Source organism: Rhizobium leucaenae USDA 9039, from assembly GCF_000426285.1.
Lineage (GTDB): Bacteria > Pseudomonadota > Alphaproteobacteria > Rhizobiales > Rhizobiaceae > Rhizobium > Rhizobium leucaenae.
On the sequence record NZ_AUFB01000002.1, the window covers coordinates 243,972 to 259,008 of the forward strand.

A 15,037-nucleotide genomic window follows, 5' to 3' on the forward strand; every position below is an offset into this window, starting at 1 on the left:
TGTCGCAGGAGGGCCGTCTCGAACCACGAGGGCGGGTGGTTGCGGTGGTCGGCGTGTATTAGATAGGGAATAATTCGTGGCCGTTTATACCGATATTACTGAAGACGATCTGAAGTGGTTCCTGACGGAATATGATGTCGGCACATTGCTCTCCTACAAGGGCATTGCCGAGGGCGTCGAAAACTCCAACTTCCTGCTGCATACGTCGCGCGAGCCGCTGATCCTGACGCTTTATGAGAAGCGTGTCGAGAAGGGCGACCTGCCGTTTTTCCTCGGCCTGATGCAGCATCTGGCAAGCCGCGGCCTTTCCTGCCCGCTGCCCCTGCCGCGCAAAGACGGCGCGTTGCTCGGCCATCTCTCGGGCCGCCCGGCCGCACTGATCTCTTTTCTCGAAGGAATGTGGCTGCGCAAGCCTGAGGCAAAACATTGCCGCGAAGTCGGCAAGGCGCTGGCCGCGATGCATGTCGCCGGCGAAGGCTTCGCCATCAAGCGGCCGAATGCGCTGTCGGTTGAAGGCTGGCAAGGGCTTTGGGAAAAATCCGAAGCGCGTGCCGACGAGGTCGAACCCGGCTTGCAGGACGAGATCCGGGGCGAACTCGATTTCCTTAAGCGCCATTGGCCGAAGGACCTGCCGGATGGCGTCATCCATGCGGATCTGTTTCCCGATAACGTCTTTTTCCTCGGTGACGAGCTTTCCGGCCTGATCGACTTCTATTTCGCCTGCAACGATCTGCTCGCCTACGACGTTTCGATCTGCCTCAACGCCTGGTGCTTCGAGAAGGACGGCGCCTACAATATCACCAAGGGCATGGCGCTCCTGGAAGGCTATCAGAGCGTGCGGCCGCTGAACGATGCGGAAATCGCCGCCCTGCCGACGCTGTCGCGGGGCTCGGCGCTGCGCTTCTTCCTGACCCGTCTCTACGATTGGCTGACGACGCCGGCCGGCGCCTTGGTCACCAAGAAAGACCCGCTCGAATATCTGCGCAAGCTGCGCTTCCATCGCCAGATCGCCTCAAGCGCCGAATACGGGCTGAAGGCATGAAACACGTCGATATCTTTACCGACGGCGCTTGCTCCGGCAATCCCGGTCCCGGCGGCTGGGGGGCGGTGCTGCGCTATGGCGATGTCGAAAAGGAACTTTTCGGCGGCGAACAGGAAACGACCAACAACCGCATGGAACTGATGGCGGCGATCTCGGCGCTCGGCGCGCTGAAGACGCCATGCGAAGTCGATCTCTATACCGACAGCGTCTATGTCAAAGACGGCATCTCGAAGTGGATTTTCGGCTGGAAGAAAAACGGCTGGAAAACCGCCGACAAAAAGCCGGTGAAAAACGCCGAACTCTGGCAAGCACTTGATGAAGCCTATAACCGTCACAAGGTGACGCTGCATTGGGTCAAGGGCCATGCCGGACACCCGGAGAACGAGCGCGCCGATGAGCTGGCGCGCAAGGGCATGGAGCCGTTTAAGAGGAAGTAGGGGTGGCGGTGGGCCAGCGATTGGACAGTTGCTTTGCGCTGATTGCAGTCGTCGTATCGATTTGTCTATAGTTCCGCGCGAACGGAATTACTTGGTGGAACAGTCCATGACAGAGGCAAGCATCGAGGGTTTGAGTCCACGGCGATTGCACGCCAAGGCCTGGGCTGGCGAATACGAACTTATCGATCGGCAGCTCTCTCCGCTCGGTTTAAGAGCCATGAATGAGTTGCATCTAGCTCGTGCCAATACCGTCATCGATGTCGGCTGCGGGACAGGGCAGACGATCTTACAGTTAGCGGACCGGGTCGGTGAGAAAGGATTGATCTACGGCGTTGATATTTCGGAACAGCTTCTGACTGTCGCCAATCAACGCACGAGCCATCTCAAGTGTGTTCAGCTTATCAACGCTGATGCCCAAGCTTTGGAGCTTCCCTCCCACAGTGCGGATGCGATTTTCTCTCGTTTCGGCGTAATGGCATTTGATGACCCGATCGTTGCGTTCTCGAATTTTCATCGCTTACTGAAACCTGATGGAAGGATCGCATTCTGCTGTTGGCGCGCTTTCTGCGATAACGAATTGGATAGGTTTCCATTACTTGCAGCGGGATTTCGATCGCCATCGGATGAAACGCCGTTCAGTTTTTCTGACGCTGAGTACGTGGGCAACGTCCTTGCTTCTGCCGGATTCAGGGATATTGAGATCGCAGCCTACGACGAAGCGGTGACAAGCGGTGACGTAGAGGCAATGACGCGCGTCCTTCTAAGCGTTGGCCCGCTGGGAAAGATCGCCCGCGAAAACCCCGCCGTAAAGTTGGCGGCCGAACCTAAGCTGCGAGAAGGACTCATTAGCCTTGGCAATGGGCCGAGCGTAGCGTTGGTCGCCTCGGTATGGATCGTGTCAGCGGTGGCCTAGTCGGCCGAGGAATTCCCCAGCCCGCTATCTCGTAAAGGTCGCTTAGGCCCAAAAGCCGTCATGATAGGCGCTCACCAAAAAGCCCAAACATCGCAACCCGCATCTTGCCCCTCAGCCCTTTCCCTCTATGCTGCGCCAAAACAGCTAGGGAGATGAATATGATCCTGCATTGCGTTTTCATGCGGCTGAAATCCGCCATGACACAGGACGAGAAGAAAGCGCTTTTCGAATCCATCACCGCCTTGCAGCAGGTCATCCCCGGCATTCTCGATATCAAATACGGGCCGAATGTCTCGCCGGAGGGGCTGCATGGCGGCTTTGTCGATGGCTTTGTGGTGACGTTCGAGAGCCCTGAAGCGCGCGACGCCTATCTCGTGCATCCCGAACACGTTGCCGTCGGAGAGCGTATCGTCTCCTCGACCGATGGTGGCCTTGCCGGCCTGCTGGTTTTTGATCTCAATCTTTAAAGGGGGCGCAGACATAGGCCCGCAGGCCTTGTCATACTGGTCGCCCGCGCGTAACGACGCGGAGATTCATTTCCGAGCGCAAGTGGAAACCCATCGCCTTGTAAAGCGAGACGGCTGGTGTGTTCGTGGCATAGGCATGCAAGTAAGCGATTTCGTCCCGCGCGGAAATCTCGCCGGCAACGAAGCGGAAGAGCAGGGTGCCGAGGCCGCGCCCCTGAAAGTCGGGATGGGTGCAGAGGCCGCTGAGTTCGGTAAAACCGGGCTGACGCATACGCTGGCCGGCCATCGCGACGAGGCGGCCGTCGATCTTCACGCCCCAAAAGGTGCCGAGGCTTTGGGCGCGCAGCGTGAAGGGACCGGGTTTGGTCAGCGTGGCCAGGGCGAGCATCTCCGCTGCATCGGCTTCCGTCAACGGCTCGATCCGGCCGTCAGAGATGCGCTCATAGGGTCGTTCGGCGATCATCTGCACCAGTCTGCCTTCGGTGACGATCGACAATCCTTTAGGGATCGGCATGGGATTGGCTTCGACAAGCGCCATGACCTCGTCGGCGGCCGGCAGGCTCGCCAGAGCCTCGAGGCTTTCCACGGTATCGTCGGCGGAGGCTGCGAAGGGCACGATGGAAGGCGGATAGCGCCATGCGCGCTCGCTGCCTTCGGCCAACGCCGCATGAGAGGTTCGAAGGGCGTTCCAGGCCGGACGGTCGAGAATATGGCTCATGGTGTCTGCTCCTTGTCGAGCTTGCCTCGGCGGGCAAGCGGCGCTTCGGCAAGCCCGTCCTCGATTGCAGCGAGCTGTTCGAGGATTGGCCTGGACATCTCGCCGCAAAGTTCGCTCACCGCCTGTTCGATGCGCGGCCAGACCGATCGTTTCGAATAATCGACGAGCTTCTGTCCTTCCAGCGTCAGCGAGACCAGCCTTCGCCGCTGATCCTTCGGCGAAGCCCGCATATCGACATAACCCAGTTCCAAGAGCTGTGAGATCGTGCGTGTGGCACCCGGCTGGGTGATGCCGACAGCCTGGGCCAGCTCGCCGATAGTCAGCGGGCCGGCGCGGTCGATCGCCGCGAGGAAGGGATATTGAGCGGATTGGAGGGAAACGCCAAGCTCATCCATAACCTGCTGGGTATCGGCCTGAAGGCGTTCGCCGATGCGGCGGAAGCGGCTGCCGAGACAGAGAAAACCCAGGGATTTCACGACATCTTCAACCATGCGCTTATAGTCTCATTTACATAACCCGTTATATAAATTGTTATGGAAGTGTTGTCCATCCGTTTTTACTCCCGTGGCTTCGACTCTTGATCTTCGATTGAAAGAGGTCGCAGGCGCATGCCCACCACCCTGTTTGCCGGGATTTCTTAGCTCGACTTCGCCATTGCGGCAGCAAGTTGGTCAACGTTATAACGGAACATTTTTTCATATGTCGCAGCCGGACCGTCCGCCTTGGAGAGGGCCTCGACATAGAGCTCGCCGCCGGGCTGTGCGCCCGTGGCCTTGGCGACCTGCTTGACAAGGCGCGGATCGTTCGAGTTTTCGAAGAAATAGGTCTTCACATGCTCGGTCCTGATCTGCTCGATCAGCCTGCCGACACCCGCGGCGGAAGCCTCGGTTTCGGTCGAAACGCCGAGAGGCGACAGGAAGGTGACGTTGTATTCGCGGCCGAAATAGCCGAAGGCATCATGGCTGGTCAGGATCTTGCGGCGATCGTCGGCGATCTTGTCGAACTTGCTATGCGCATAGGCATCGAGGTCGCTCAGGGTCTTGGTGTAACGCTCGGCATTGGCCTTGAAATCGGCGGCGTCGACCGGATCGGCGGCGGAAAGCGCCTTTTCGATGTTGGCAACCCAGATCTTCACGTTGACCGGGCTGTTCCAGACATGCGGATCGGTGATGGTCTTGCCGTCGTCGACCATCGTGCGGGTGTTGATGCCTTCGGAGACGACGACCGGTGTGCCCTTATAGCCGGAAGCGCTGATCAGCCGATCCATCCAGCCTTCCAGACCTTCGCCGCTGACGAAGGTGACCTTGGCGGCATTGAGTTTTTTGGCGTCCGCCGGCGAAGGCTCGAATTCATGGGGATCGCCGTTCGGGCCGACAAGGCTCGACACCTTCACATGCTCGCCGCCAACCTGCTTGACGACATCGGCGAGCACGGTGAAGGAGGCGACGACATCCAAGGTTTCGGCCGAAGCAGGCGCCGCAATGCCGAAAGCGATGAAGCCCGGCAGCGCCGCGGAGAGAAGCAGTCTGCGTCTGATCATAAAAATCTCCTTGATCAAGTTAGCCCCTGAGATGGGGACGAGGAATAAACCGTCGAGCCAAGCCTGAAGGCGCGAAGAGAATGGAAACGCCATAGATCAGGCTCGCCGTGATGATGATGGTCGGGCCGGAAGCAAATTCGAGGTGATAGGAGGCGATGAGCCCGACATAGCCAGACGCGGTCGCGGTTGCCGCCGCGATCGCCATCATCGCAGGCAGGCTGCGCGACCAGAGCTGCGCGATGGCCGCTGGCAGCATCATCAGCCCGACCGCCATCAGCGTCCCGAGCGCTTGAAAGCTGGCGACGAGATTGAGCACCACCAGCAGCAGGAAGAGAAAATGATAGACCGGCCCGCGACCGCCCACGGCGCGCAGAAAACCGGGATCGAAGCACTCCATCACCAATGGCCGGTAGATGACGGCGAGCGCCAGGAGCGTCACCGTGGTGATCGCGCCGATCTGGTAGAGGGCAGGGGCGTCGATCGCGAGGATGGTGCCGAATAGCACATGCAGGAGATCGATATTGGAGCCGCGCAGCGATACGATGAGCACGCCGAGCGCCAATGACGTCAGATAGAAGCTGGCGAAACTCGCATCCTCCTGCAGCACCGTCATGCGGCTGACGAGCCCGGAGAGCAGCGCCACCGACAGGCCGGCTACAAGCCCGCCAAGCCCCATGGCCGTCAGCGACAGCGAGCCGGCGATCAGATAGCCGATGGCCGCCCCCGGCAGCACGGCATGGCTCATGGCATCGCCCATCAGGCTCATGCGCCTCAGCATCAGAAAGACGCCGATTGGTCCGGAGCCAAGCCCGAGGCAAAGGCAGGCGACGAGCGCGCGCCGCATGAACCCGTAATCGGCAAAGGGCGCGAGGAAGATATCATAAGCCGTCATTCGGCCGGCTCCCGCTTCGCCAATTCCCGCTGGGCATGCTCTCGCTCCGGCAGGCAGTCTTCCGCATCCTCGTCCCAACGCTCGGCCATGGCCCGCGCCGTGATGAGATTGTCGGGGCTCATGACGTCCTCTGTCCGGCCCCAACCGACGAGTTCGCGGGCGATCAGCAGCGTCTGCGGAAAATGCGCGCGCACCTGATCGAAATCATGCAGCACGGCAATCACCGTGCGCCCTTCGTCATGCCACCGCAGGACAAGGTCGAGCAGGTCGCGCGTCGTGCGCTGGTCGATGGCTGTAAAGGGCTCGTCGAGGAGAATGATGCGGGCGTCCTGCAGCAGCAGCCGCGCGAAGAGCACGCGCTGGAACTGCCCGGCCGAAAGCGAGCCGATGTGCCGGCGCTCGAAGCCAGTGAGACCCACAGCCGCGAGGGCATCCTTGGCGCGCTCCGCATCCGCGCGTGAGAAACGGCCAAAGGCACCGAAATTCTTCCAGGCGCCGAGCATGACAGTATCGGCCACCGAGATCGGAAAACGTCTGACGATGTCAGCCGCCTGCGGCAGATAGCCGAAATCGTTGCGCGTCAGCCCGCCGCGATCGACAGATCCTTCCGCCGGCCTCAATTCGCCGATGATCGCCTTCAGCAGCGTCGACTTGCCCGCCCCATTCGGCCCGGCGATCGCCGTCAGGCTGCCAGCCTGGAAGGTGCCGGAAATGTGATGCACGGCGGGATGCCGCTCATAGGCGACGGTGAGATTGTCGAGATGGATCGGAGCACTCATGCCAGCGCCACCGCCCAGCCGATCGCAGCCCACAGAATTGCGATGCCGATCGCAAGGAGGGCGAGGCGTGTCAATGCGGAGCGGCCAATTAAGGAGGAGGCAAAGGGATCATTACTGAAAGGCATGAGGCAACTCACATAATGTAATAACATAACGATTTGTTGCGGAGGAAATGCGGCGAAAAAGTGGCGGAATAAGACGCTTGTATCTTTGATCGCCAGGAAAAATCACGATGACGATTGGCGTTATCGCTGCCAATGCTATAGATTGTACATTATATGTTACACGGCTCATCTGAAAGCTGCACAAAAGGATACGCCCATGAACGTCTCAATTGGTGAGCGCTGGGAAAAATTCGTTGAAAAAACGGTTGAAGAAGGGCGGTACAGCTCCGCAAGCGAAGTTGTGCGGGAAGGTCTCCGGCTTGTAGAGGAGCGTGAGGCGAAAATCGCAGCTTTGCGACGCACTTTGGAGGCATCGATCGCTGGTGGTGGCGATGTATCGGAAGAAGAGTTCGATGCATCGCTAGATGCGGTGGAGGCCGAGCTGAAGAAAGAAGGTTATTGATGTGCCGCGCATTCGTTATCTAGCGAGTGCCAGAGCCGATTTCGATAATATATCGATATATCAGACAAGAAGGGGGAAGCGCGGAAAGCGCCCGAAATTTTGTCGGCAGACTTCGTGGTAAATGTCGTCACTTGGCGACACTGCCAGGTCAGATGGGTCGTGCAAGGCCCGAATTATTGACCGATGCTCGCAGTTTTGCATTTCAGGGCTAGGTGATCTTCTTCCGCTATATCGATGATGTTTTTGAAGTTGCGAACATCCTCGAAGGCCATCGAGACCTTGAAAGCCATTTTGACAAGGACAGCTAGTAGGACAAAGGGCGCCGGCCTTCGAATACCCTTTGTCCTTTCATCCTCAAAGCCTAAAGTTGCTCAATCATCGCTGCCGCGCCCGAAACCGTCGCTTGGCCGGGGCTTTCCTCGATGTTGAGCGTCTTCACCACGCCGTCTTCCACCAGCATCGAATAGCGCTTCGAGCGGATGCCGAGGCCGCCGGCGGAAAGGTCGATGTCGAGGCCTAGGGCTTTGGCGAACGAGGCGTTCCAGTCGGCGAGGAAGTGGATCTTGCCCATGCCGCCGGAGGATTGCGCCCAGGCGCCCATGACATGCCAGTCGTTGACGGCGACGACAGCGATGTCGTCGACCCCCTTGGCAAGGATGGTATCACGGTTTTCCAGATAGCCCGGCAGATGGTTCAGCGAGCAGGTCGGCGTAAAGGCGCCGGGAACGGCGAAAAGCACGACGCGCTTGCCGGCGAAAAGCTGGTCGGTGGTGAGTTCCACCGGGCCGTCTGCAGTCTTTTCCTTGAAGGTGGCGGCAGGTAGTTTGTCGCCGATAGCGATGGTCATGGCACTCTCCTTGGGTCGCGATCAAGGCGGCTGAATCGCCGCCCTTTGGATGAAAATGGTTGGTCGGAACTATAGGTCGGCGCTATTCGAACGCAAGCGTGGTTTCCATGGCGCGTTCGCCATCGATGACCAGGACGCCCCAGCTTTTGCCCTTGATATCGTAATTCTTCGGAAGCTTGCCGATCGCGATGTCCGTCGAAAAGGTCTTGCCAGCGCGTATGCCGTTGGCTTGTTTGAAAAAGACATAGCCGGCCGGGCCGGTCACGTAGATCGACGGGGCGCTTCCTGCTGCTTCCGGCAGCGTCAGGCGCAGCGACAGGGTCTTTGCATCGGCCAAGAGCCGGTGATCTTCGATGGCAAAATCTGCAGAAGGCGCCTGTGGCAGCGAGGCGTTGGCGGCGTCGAGGAGGGCCTGTTCATGCGCCGTCGATTGGGCGGCAGGCGCTAGCGGCAGCGAAAATTCGGTCTGGAAGGGAATGCAGATGTCCTTGCAGAGCCCGATGAAGGCGGTGAGGTGGAGTGTCGCCGGCGGATTGCCGCCGACCCGGAAATCGAGCGGCAATGTCACCGGCGCGTCATAGCCGATTTCCTGGATGGTGCCGACGGTGATCGGCTTCGGCGTGGGATAGCTGGTCTTTTCCAGTGTAACGCCGCTATCGGGCGCCGGACTGACCTGCGGCGGAATTCCGCTTTCGCCCGGCTCGCGCCAATAGGTGATCCAGCCGGGTGCAGGCTCGATCTGCAGCCCGGCGCGGATATGGCCCTGCGCATCCGGCGCCAGCGCCACCAGCCGCATGCGGCCGCCCTCATTGTTTGCCCAGTCGCTCATGGCGGCATGGGCGGTGTTACCAGCCAGTGTCGCGGCGGTCAGCATTGTCAACAGCGGGATAAAAGAGAGTTTTGCGATCATGGAACAAGGATTTACCGGATGGCGCACGCCTGTGCCAGAACGGCGCGAAAAAGAAATGATCATTTTCAGTTGATTGATTTATGACATTGCCCCATCTTCTTTCCGAGGGGCGCAGTTACAGACTGCAGTCAGGAGGTACGATGTCCCTATCGACGCTGAAGAATAGAAGCGAAAGAGGTTTTCTCGACGGCCAGTTCCTGATTGCCATGCCAGGTATGGAAGACAGGAATTTCAATCGCACAGTGATCTATATCTGTGCTCATTCCGCCGCCGGCGCCATGGGCTTCGTCATCAACCGCGCGCAGAACCTGACCTTTACGGATGTGCTGCTGCATCTCGAAATGATCAAAGATGACGATGCTATTCTTCTGCCGCCGGTCGCCCGTGATTTCCCGATCCAGACCGGCGGGCCGGTCGAAAGCGGCCGCGGCTTCGTCCTCCATTCCGACGACTATATCAGCGACAGCAGTATTCCGGTGAGCGACGATATCAGCCTGACCGCGACATTGGATATCGTGCGCGCTATTTCCAAGGGCGGCGGGCCGAAGCGCGCCACCATGCTGCTCGGCTATGCCGGCTGGGGCGCGGGTCAGTTGGAGGCGGAAATCAGCAATAATGGCTGGCTCAACTGCGCGGCCAACGAGGAGCTGATCTTCGATCGCAGCCTTGACGATAAGTATGAACGTGCATTGGCCTTGATGGGTATCAATGCCGCCATGCTGTCGCCGCACGCCGGACATGCCTAACCGTCCACGTCCTTGTGGAACGAAATATTGATAGTGACGTTTCCTTGTCACCGCACCGGCAACTCCGCTGGTGCCGAATGAGGAGGCGTTCGCTATGGGCAGCATGAGTGACAAGGTATCCGGCAAAGCCAACGAGATGGCTGGCAAGGCCAAGCAGGTGGCTGGCAAGGCCACCAAGAGCAAGAGCATGCAAGCCGAAGGCACGGCCCAGAAGGCTAAAGGTAAGGCCCAAGTTGCCGTTGGCAAGGCCAAGGATAAAGCCAAGGGCGCAGTAGACCGGATGTGATCCGGCAACTCGCAGCGCCAAACTAAGTGCTGCGTCCTTTCGTGTGCTGTCGCATGCGCGGCGCAGTGAAAGAGCCTGTCACGAATTCGCGACAGGCTCTTTTCATACTTGCCAGCGGCCAAGTTTCGGAGCGCTTTCCATGAGGCTTTACGCCTGCGACCATTGCGGCCAACCGGTCCATTTCGATAACCGGCAGTGCGTGCGCTGCGGTTATCGGCTCGGTTTTGTTCCCGAGCGTCTCGCGATGTATGCGCTGGAGGCCGATGGATCGAATTGGCGCCTTGTTGCCGAGCCGACCGGTATCGTCCGCTTCTGTTCCAACGCCACCCTCGATATCTGCAACTGGATGGTCGAAGCGGGAGATCCCGAACCCTTTTGCCTTGCCTGTCGCCATAACCGCTTAGTGCCGAATACGGATACACAGCAGGGCATAGACCGTTGGCGGCGCATCGGCCAGGCGCAGCGGCATTTGTTCTATTCAATGTTGCGCTGGCATCTGCCGCATCCCGATTGCAAGCAGGATCCGGAAAGCGGTCTGGTCTTCGATTTCCTCGAGGATGAGGTGCAGGACGGCACCGTCGTGCCGGCTACCACTGGCCATGAGGAGGGCCTCATTACCATCCGTGCCGCCGAGGCCGACGATGTGACGCGCGAACAGGCACGCGCGTCAATGAACGAGCCCTACCGCACGCTGCTCGGCCATTTCCGTCATGAGACCGGGCATTTCATCTGGAACAAGTTGATCCGCGACCGCGATGAGTTCGATGCCTTTCGCGCCGTCTTCGGCGACGAGCGGGCGGATTATGAGGCGGCCCTGCAGCGGCACTACGACCATGGCCCGCCGCCGAACTGGCAGGAGAATTTCATCAGCGCCTATGCCAGCGCCCACCCTTGGGAAGATTTCGCCGAATGTTTCGCGCATTACCTTCACATCGTCGATACGCTGGAGACCGCTCGCTCCTTCGGGCTTGCGGTCGATCCTCGTGGCTATCACGAAATGGCGGCGGAGGTGGATTTCAATCCCTACAAGGCTGAGAGCGCCGAACAACTCGTCAGCGCCTGGATTCCGCTGAGCGTCGCAATCAATTCCATCCAGCGCAGCATGGGTGAGCGGGATTCCTATCCCTTCATCCTGTCGCCGCCGGTCGTCGCTAAGCTGGACTATATTCGGCAGGTGATTGGCGGGGTGTAACTTTCACCCTCCCCTTGAGGGGGAGGGTCGGAGCGAAGCTCCGGGGTGGGGTGATCACGGCAACCTCCGAAGCCAGGATAATGGTCACCCCCACCCGCGCGTTCCGCGCGACCTCAAGGGGGAGGTGGACCTTATTGTTACGCCCGCTTCGTCAGCGGAAATCGTTCCTTCAGCAGCCGCAGCACTGAGTCCGAGCCCATGGGCGGCCCGAAGATGAAGCTCTGGCCGTAGGCGCAGCCCATCTTGGCGAGTTCGAGTGCATCCTCTTCCGACTCGATGCCTTCGGCGACGACGCGCATGTTGAGTTCGCGCGCCATGGAAATTACCGAGCGCAGAAGCACGGCCTTCTTGTCGCTTTCATCGCGCACCATCGCTTTGTCGAGCTTGATCGTGTCGAAGGGGAAGCGGGTGAGATAGGAGAGCGAGGAATAACCGGTGCCGAAATCGTCGAGCGCCAGGCCGATGCCGGCTTCGCGCAGCTTGCCGAGCACGAGGCGGGCCTGTTCCGGATTCTCCATCACCTGCGATTCCGTCAATTCGAGCTTGATGCGGTTCGGCTCGCAATGGGTTTTGGCAAGCAAGGCGCGGATATCGTCGTAGAGCTCGTTGTTGAGGAGCTGTACGCTCGACAGGTTGATCGAAACGAAGAGCGGCAGGTCGCCGGTCTGGCGCTGCCAGGCCATCAGATCGTTGGTCGCCTGCTCCATCGCGAACATGCCGAGCGGGCCGATGATATCGGAAGCCTCGGCGATCGGGATGAACTCCGACGGTGGAATATTGCCGCGCTTCGGATGCTCCCAGCGCATCAGTGCTTCAAAACCGGCGACTTCGGCATCTTCCAGCCGAACGATCGGCTGGTAAACCAGCGACAGTTCCTTGCGCTCGACGGCACGGCGAAGGTCCGTTTCAAGCTGCAGACGATCGGTGCCGAAGCTGCGGAAAGCGGGCTGGAAGGGCTCGACGCGATTGCCGCCGGCCCGTTTGGCGCGGTACATGGCAAGCTCGGCGTCGCTCAAGAGACCCATAGCGCTCTCCTGCTGGTCGACCCAGGACGTCAGCCCGATCGAAGCCGTCAGGATGATTTCGCGATTGGCGAAATTGATCGGCACCATGATTGCCTTGCTGATCGCATCGGCGAAATCGGCGACCTTGGCCGGATCGCGTTCCGAAACGAGGATAAGGCCGAACTGGTCGCCGGAGAGCCGTGCTAGCGTATCCTGCGGCTTCATCAGGCGGCGCAGACGCCGCGTCAGCGCGATCAGGATGTTGTCGCCGGCAGCGACGCCGAGGGTATCGTTGACCAGCTTGTAGCGATCAATGTCGATCACCATCACGGTCGGACGCACCTGATTGCCCTCCGGCGCCAAGGTGAGAACGGCCTGCAGACGGTCGATGAAGACCTGACGGTTCGGAAGGCCGGTCAGATTGTCGTGCAGTGCGTCGTGAAGCAGCCGCTCGATCGAATTCTTCTGCTCGGTGACGTCAACGACGGTGCCGACGCAGCGGATGATTTCGCCGTTCGAGCCCAGCACCGGCCGGGCGCGGATCGACAGCCAATGGAAATGCCCGTCTTCGGCGCGGATGCGGAATTCATGGTTCAGCCGGCCGCGGCGGTGTTCGAGGAGCACGTCGAGCGTTGCCCGGAAGCGGTCGCGGTCGTCAGGGTGCAGGCGCGGCAGCCAGTTGCGCGCTGCGCCGTGCATGGTGCCCGGAGACAGGCCGAGTTTCACCGAGATATCCGGCGTCGTCACCACGCGGTCGCGCGCCACGTCCCAGTCCCAAACGGTATCGCCGGAACCGGTGAGCGCCAGGGATTGCCGCTCGAGATCGGAAAACAGGCCTTGCTGAAATGCGCCGCCGGCAAAGGCATGCTGCATCACCGTGAAACCGATCAGCAGCACGATCAGAACGAGGCCGCCGCCGAGCGCCGGCTGGATGATGTCGTTGTCGAGCTTGCCCGTTATCGTCATCCAGGCGCCGAACAGCCAGACCAGGATCAGCGCCCAGGCGGGCACCAGCAGAATGGCGCGGTCGTAGCGGCTGAAGCCGAGATAGATGATCAGCAGCAGGCCCGCCGTTGCCGTCAGAGCCAGCGACAGTCGCGCGACGCCGGCCGCGATCGACGGATCATAGATCGCGACGCCGAAGAGAAGGGCGAGACCGAGCACCCAGGCAAGCGTCACATAACCGAGATGCGCATGCCAGCGATTGAGGTTCAGATAGGTGAAGAGGAAGATCACCAGGCTCGACGCGAGCGCCACCTCCGCACAGGCGCGCCATATTCGCTGATCGCTGGAAGTGATGCTGATGAGTTTACCGAGAAAACCGAAATCGACGCAGATGTAGCCGAGCACCGCCCAGGCAAGCGCAGCGGTCGCCGGCAGCATCGAGGTGCCTTTGACGACGAAGAGAATGGTCAGGAACACCGCCAGCAGACCGGCAATGCCGAGCACGATGCCGCGATAGAGCGTGAAGGCGTTGACCGTGTCCTTGTAGGCGTTCGGTTCCCAGAGGTAGAGCTGCGGCAGGTTCGGCGAGGAGAGTTCGGCGACAAAGGTGACGACTGCGCCAGGGTTCAGCGTGATACGGAAAACATCCGCCTCGTCGCTCGGCTGCCGGTCGAGAGCAAAGCCTTCACTCGGCGTGATGGCGATGATGCGTTGCGAGCCGAGATCCGGCCAGAACAATTTCGAGTTCACCAGACGGAAGTGAGGCGCGACGATGACGCGTTCGAGCTGCTCTTCCGAAACATTGGCGAGTGCGAAGACCGCCCAGTCGCCCTGGTGGTTCGGCGACGAGGATCGTACCTCAATACGGCGGCGAATGCCGTCGGCGCCGGCTGCTGTGGAAACCTGAAAGGCTTCACCCTGATTGGTGTAGATCTCGGTCGTCGCCGTCAGGTCGAGCGCGGTATCGTCGCGCGAAATCTTCACGGGCTCGGCTGCATGCGCCATGCCGGCAAGCAGGAACAACATGACAGCCGCGAGCGTCGCGAGGATCGCGGACAACCATTTGGTCAACGGCGGGGCCGGCGTTAGGTCGACGGTCATGGTTTGTCGGATTTTCTGCTCAGGTCGGCATCGGATGCCAACCGGGAAAACATCACGTGATCACGCCACTGACCGTTAATTTTTAGATAACCGCGCAAATGACCTTCCCGCTGGAAACCGGCCTTTTCCAAAAGCCGCATGCTACGCTCGTTATCCGGAATACAGGCTGCTTCAATACGGTGCAACTCAAGTCCGGAAAAGATATAGGGTATAACCAACTGAAGTGCGGCGAACATATGGCCCTGGCCTGAATGCCGCTCGCCCATCCAATAACCAATCATGCAGCTTTGTGCAGCGCCACGGCGGATGTAACCAATCGTTATGCCACCCAGCAAGGTCATATTCTCTTTAAGGAAAATAAAAAGTGGAATGGCCTGGCCGGAGCTATATTCCTGTTTTCCCCGAATGACGCGGGCGCGGTAGGCGCCCTCGGTCAGTTCGTCATGTCGCCAGGTGGGCTCCCAGGGTTCCAGGAAACGCCGGCTTTCGGCGCGCAGCCGGTGCCACTGATTGAAATCGGAATAGCGGGGCAGACGCAGCAGATAGGTCGCGTTTTCGAGTTCAACCGCGTCCGGATGACGTGACAGAAACCGAAAGACCGATTTTTGCATTCCGCCCAATACTCCCCGGAAGATTGAACCCATCGACGCG

General features: G+C 59.8%; 18 protein-coding genes. 8 read left to right on the forward strand and 10 right to left on the reverse strand.

All coding sequences use genetic code 11. From position 1 onward, the window contains the following. Positions 1–76 precede the first annotated feature (76 nt). From K290_RS0103860 to K290_RS0103875, 4 genes are all read left to right on the forward strand, one after another. Entirely contained in the window at positions 77–1,042 is a 966-nt protein-coding gene (locus tag K290_RS0103860) for a homoserine kinase (RefSeq protein ID WP_028750655.1), read from the forward strand. Beyond that, complete coding sequence (rnhA, locus tag K290_RS0103865) at positions 1,039–1,479, forward strand: ribonuclease HI (protein WP_028750656.1); 441 nt, start codon at positions 1,039–1,041, stop codon at positions 1,477–1,479. The genes K290_RS0103860 and rnhA overlap by 4 nt, the downstream gene beginning before the upstream one ends. A 106-nt stretch (positions 1,480–1,585) precedes the next feature. Beyond that, positions 1,586–2,392, forward strand: a complete 807-nt coding sequence (locus K290_RS33790; RefSeq protein WP_172831043.1) for a class I SAM-dependent methyltransferase — start codon at positions 1,586–1,588, stop codon at positions 2,390–2,392. Between the two features lie 158 nt (positions 2,393–2,550). Next, complete coding sequence (locus tag K290_RS0103875) at positions 2,551–2,859, forward strand: Dabb family protein (RefSeq protein ID WP_028750657.1); 309 nt, start codon at positions 2,551–2,553, stop codon at positions 2,857–2,859. A gap of 31 nt (positions 2,860–2,890) precedes the next feature. On the opposite strand, the gene K290_RS0103880 is transcribed toward K290_RS0103875, so the two are convergent. The 6 genes from K290_RS0103880 to K290_RS38715 all read right to left on the reverse strand — a co-directional run bounded on the left by K290_RS0103880 (position 2,891) and on the right by K290_RS38715 (position 6,913). Continuing rightward, the gene (locus K290_RS0103880) at positions 2,891–3,577 is read right to left on the reverse strand and encodes a GNAT family N-acetyltransferase (protein ID WP_028750658.1); all 687 of its coding nucleotides are present in this window, start codon (positions 3,575–3,577) and stop codon (positions 2,891–2,893) included. Beyond that, positions 3,574–4,068, reverse strand: coding sequence for a MarR family winged helix-turn-helix transcriptional regulator (locus tag K290_RS0103885; protein WP_028750659.1), 495 nt, complete (start codon positions 4,066–4,068; stop codon positions 3,574–3,576). Before K290_RS0103885 ends, K290_RS0103880 begins: the two co-directional genes overlap by 4 nt. Positions 4,069–4,214: 146 nt before the next feature. Further along, positions 4,215–5,117, reverse strand: coding sequence for a metal ABC transporter substrate-binding protein (locus K290_RS0103890; protein ID WP_028750660.1), 903 nt, complete (start codon positions 5,115–5,117; stop codon positions 4,215–4,217). Between the two features lie 19 nt (positions 5,118–5,136). Then, positions 5,137–6,009, reverse strand: coding sequence for a metal ABC transporter permease (locus K290_RS0103895; RefSeq protein ID WP_028750661.1), 873 nt, complete (start codon positions 6,007–6,009; stop codon positions 5,137–5,139). Beyond that, on the reverse strand, positions 6,006–6,788 hold the full coding sequence (locus tag K290_RS0103900) for a metal ABC transporter ATP-binding protein (protein WP_028750662.1): 783 nt from the start codon (positions 6,786–6,788) through the stop codon (positions 6,006–6,008). The genes K290_RS0103895 and K290_RS0103900 overlap by 4 nt, the downstream gene beginning before the upstream one ends. After that, positions 6,785–6,913, reverse strand: a complete 129-nt coding sequence (locus K290_RS38715) for a hypothetical protein (RefSeq protein ID WP_280748786.1) — start codon at positions 6,911–6,913, stop codon at positions 6,785–6,787. The genes K290_RS0103900 and K290_RS38715 overlap by 4 nt, the downstream gene beginning before the upstream one ends. A gap of 196 nt (positions 6,914–7,109) precedes the next feature. Here K290_RS38715 and K290_RS0103910 point away from each other — a divergent pair, with 196 nt between their 5' ends. Further along, a complete protein-coding gene (locus tag K290_RS0103910) occupies positions 7,110–7,355 on the forward strand; it encodes a type II toxin-antitoxin system ParD family antitoxin (RefSeq protein WP_028750663.1) in 246 nt (81 codons plus the stop codon). 361 nt (positions 7,356–7,716) lie between these two features. Here K290_RS0103910 and K290_RS0103920 read toward each other — a convergent pair whose 3' ends face one another. Beyond that, positions 7,717–8,202, reverse strand: a complete 486-nt coding sequence (locus tag K290_RS0103920) for a peroxiredoxin (RefSeq protein ID WP_028750664.1) — start codon at positions 8,200–8,202, stop codon at positions 7,717–7,719. A gap of 82 nt (positions 8,203–8,284) precedes the next feature. Then, positions 8,285–9,112, reverse strand: a complete 828-nt coding sequence (locus K290_RS0103925; protein WP_425337581.1) for a protein-disulfide reductase DsbD domain-containing protein — start codon at positions 9,110–9,112, stop codon at positions 8,285–8,287. A gap of 140 nt (positions 9,113–9,252) precedes the next feature. Here K290_RS0103925 and K290_RS0103930 point away from each other — a divergent pair, with 140 nt between their 5' ends. From K290_RS0103930 to K290_RS0103940, 3 genes are all read left to right on the forward strand, one after another. Next, complete coding sequence (locus tag K290_RS0103930) at positions 9,253–9,858, forward strand: YqgE/AlgH family protein (RefSeq protein WP_028750666.1); 606 nt, start codon at positions 9,253–9,255, stop codon at positions 9,856–9,858. Positions 9,859–9,952: 94 nt separating this feature from the next. Further along, complete coding sequence (locus K290_RS0103935) at positions 9,953–10,144, forward strand: CsbD family protein (RefSeq protein ID WP_028750667.1); 192 nt, start codon at positions 9,953–9,955, stop codon at positions 10,142–10,144. A gap of 139 nt (positions 10,145–10,283) precedes the next feature. Then, positions 10,284–11,336, forward strand: coding sequence for a zinc-binding metallopeptidase family protein (locus tag K290_RS0103940; protein ID WP_028750668.1), 1,053 nt, complete (start codon positions 10,284–10,286; stop codon positions 11,334–11,336). 137 nt (positions 11,337–11,473) lie between these two features. Here K290_RS0103940 and K290_RS0103945 read toward each other — a convergent pair whose 3' ends face one another. After that, positions 11,474–14,386 carry an EAL domain-containing protein gene (locus tag K290_RS0103945; RefSeq protein WP_028750669.1) on the reverse strand — a complete coding sequence of 971 codons (2,913 nt, stop codon included), beginning with the start codon at positions 14,384–14,386 and terminating at the stop codon, positions 11,474–11,476. After that, a complete protein-coding gene (locus K290_RS0103950; protein WP_028750670.1) occupies positions 14,383–14,997 on the reverse strand; it encodes a GNAT family N-acetyltransferase in 615 nt (204 codons plus the stop codon). Before K290_RS0103950 ends, K290_RS0103945 begins: the two co-directional genes overlap by 4 nt. Between the last annotated feature and the right edge of the window lie 40 nt (positions 14,998–15,037).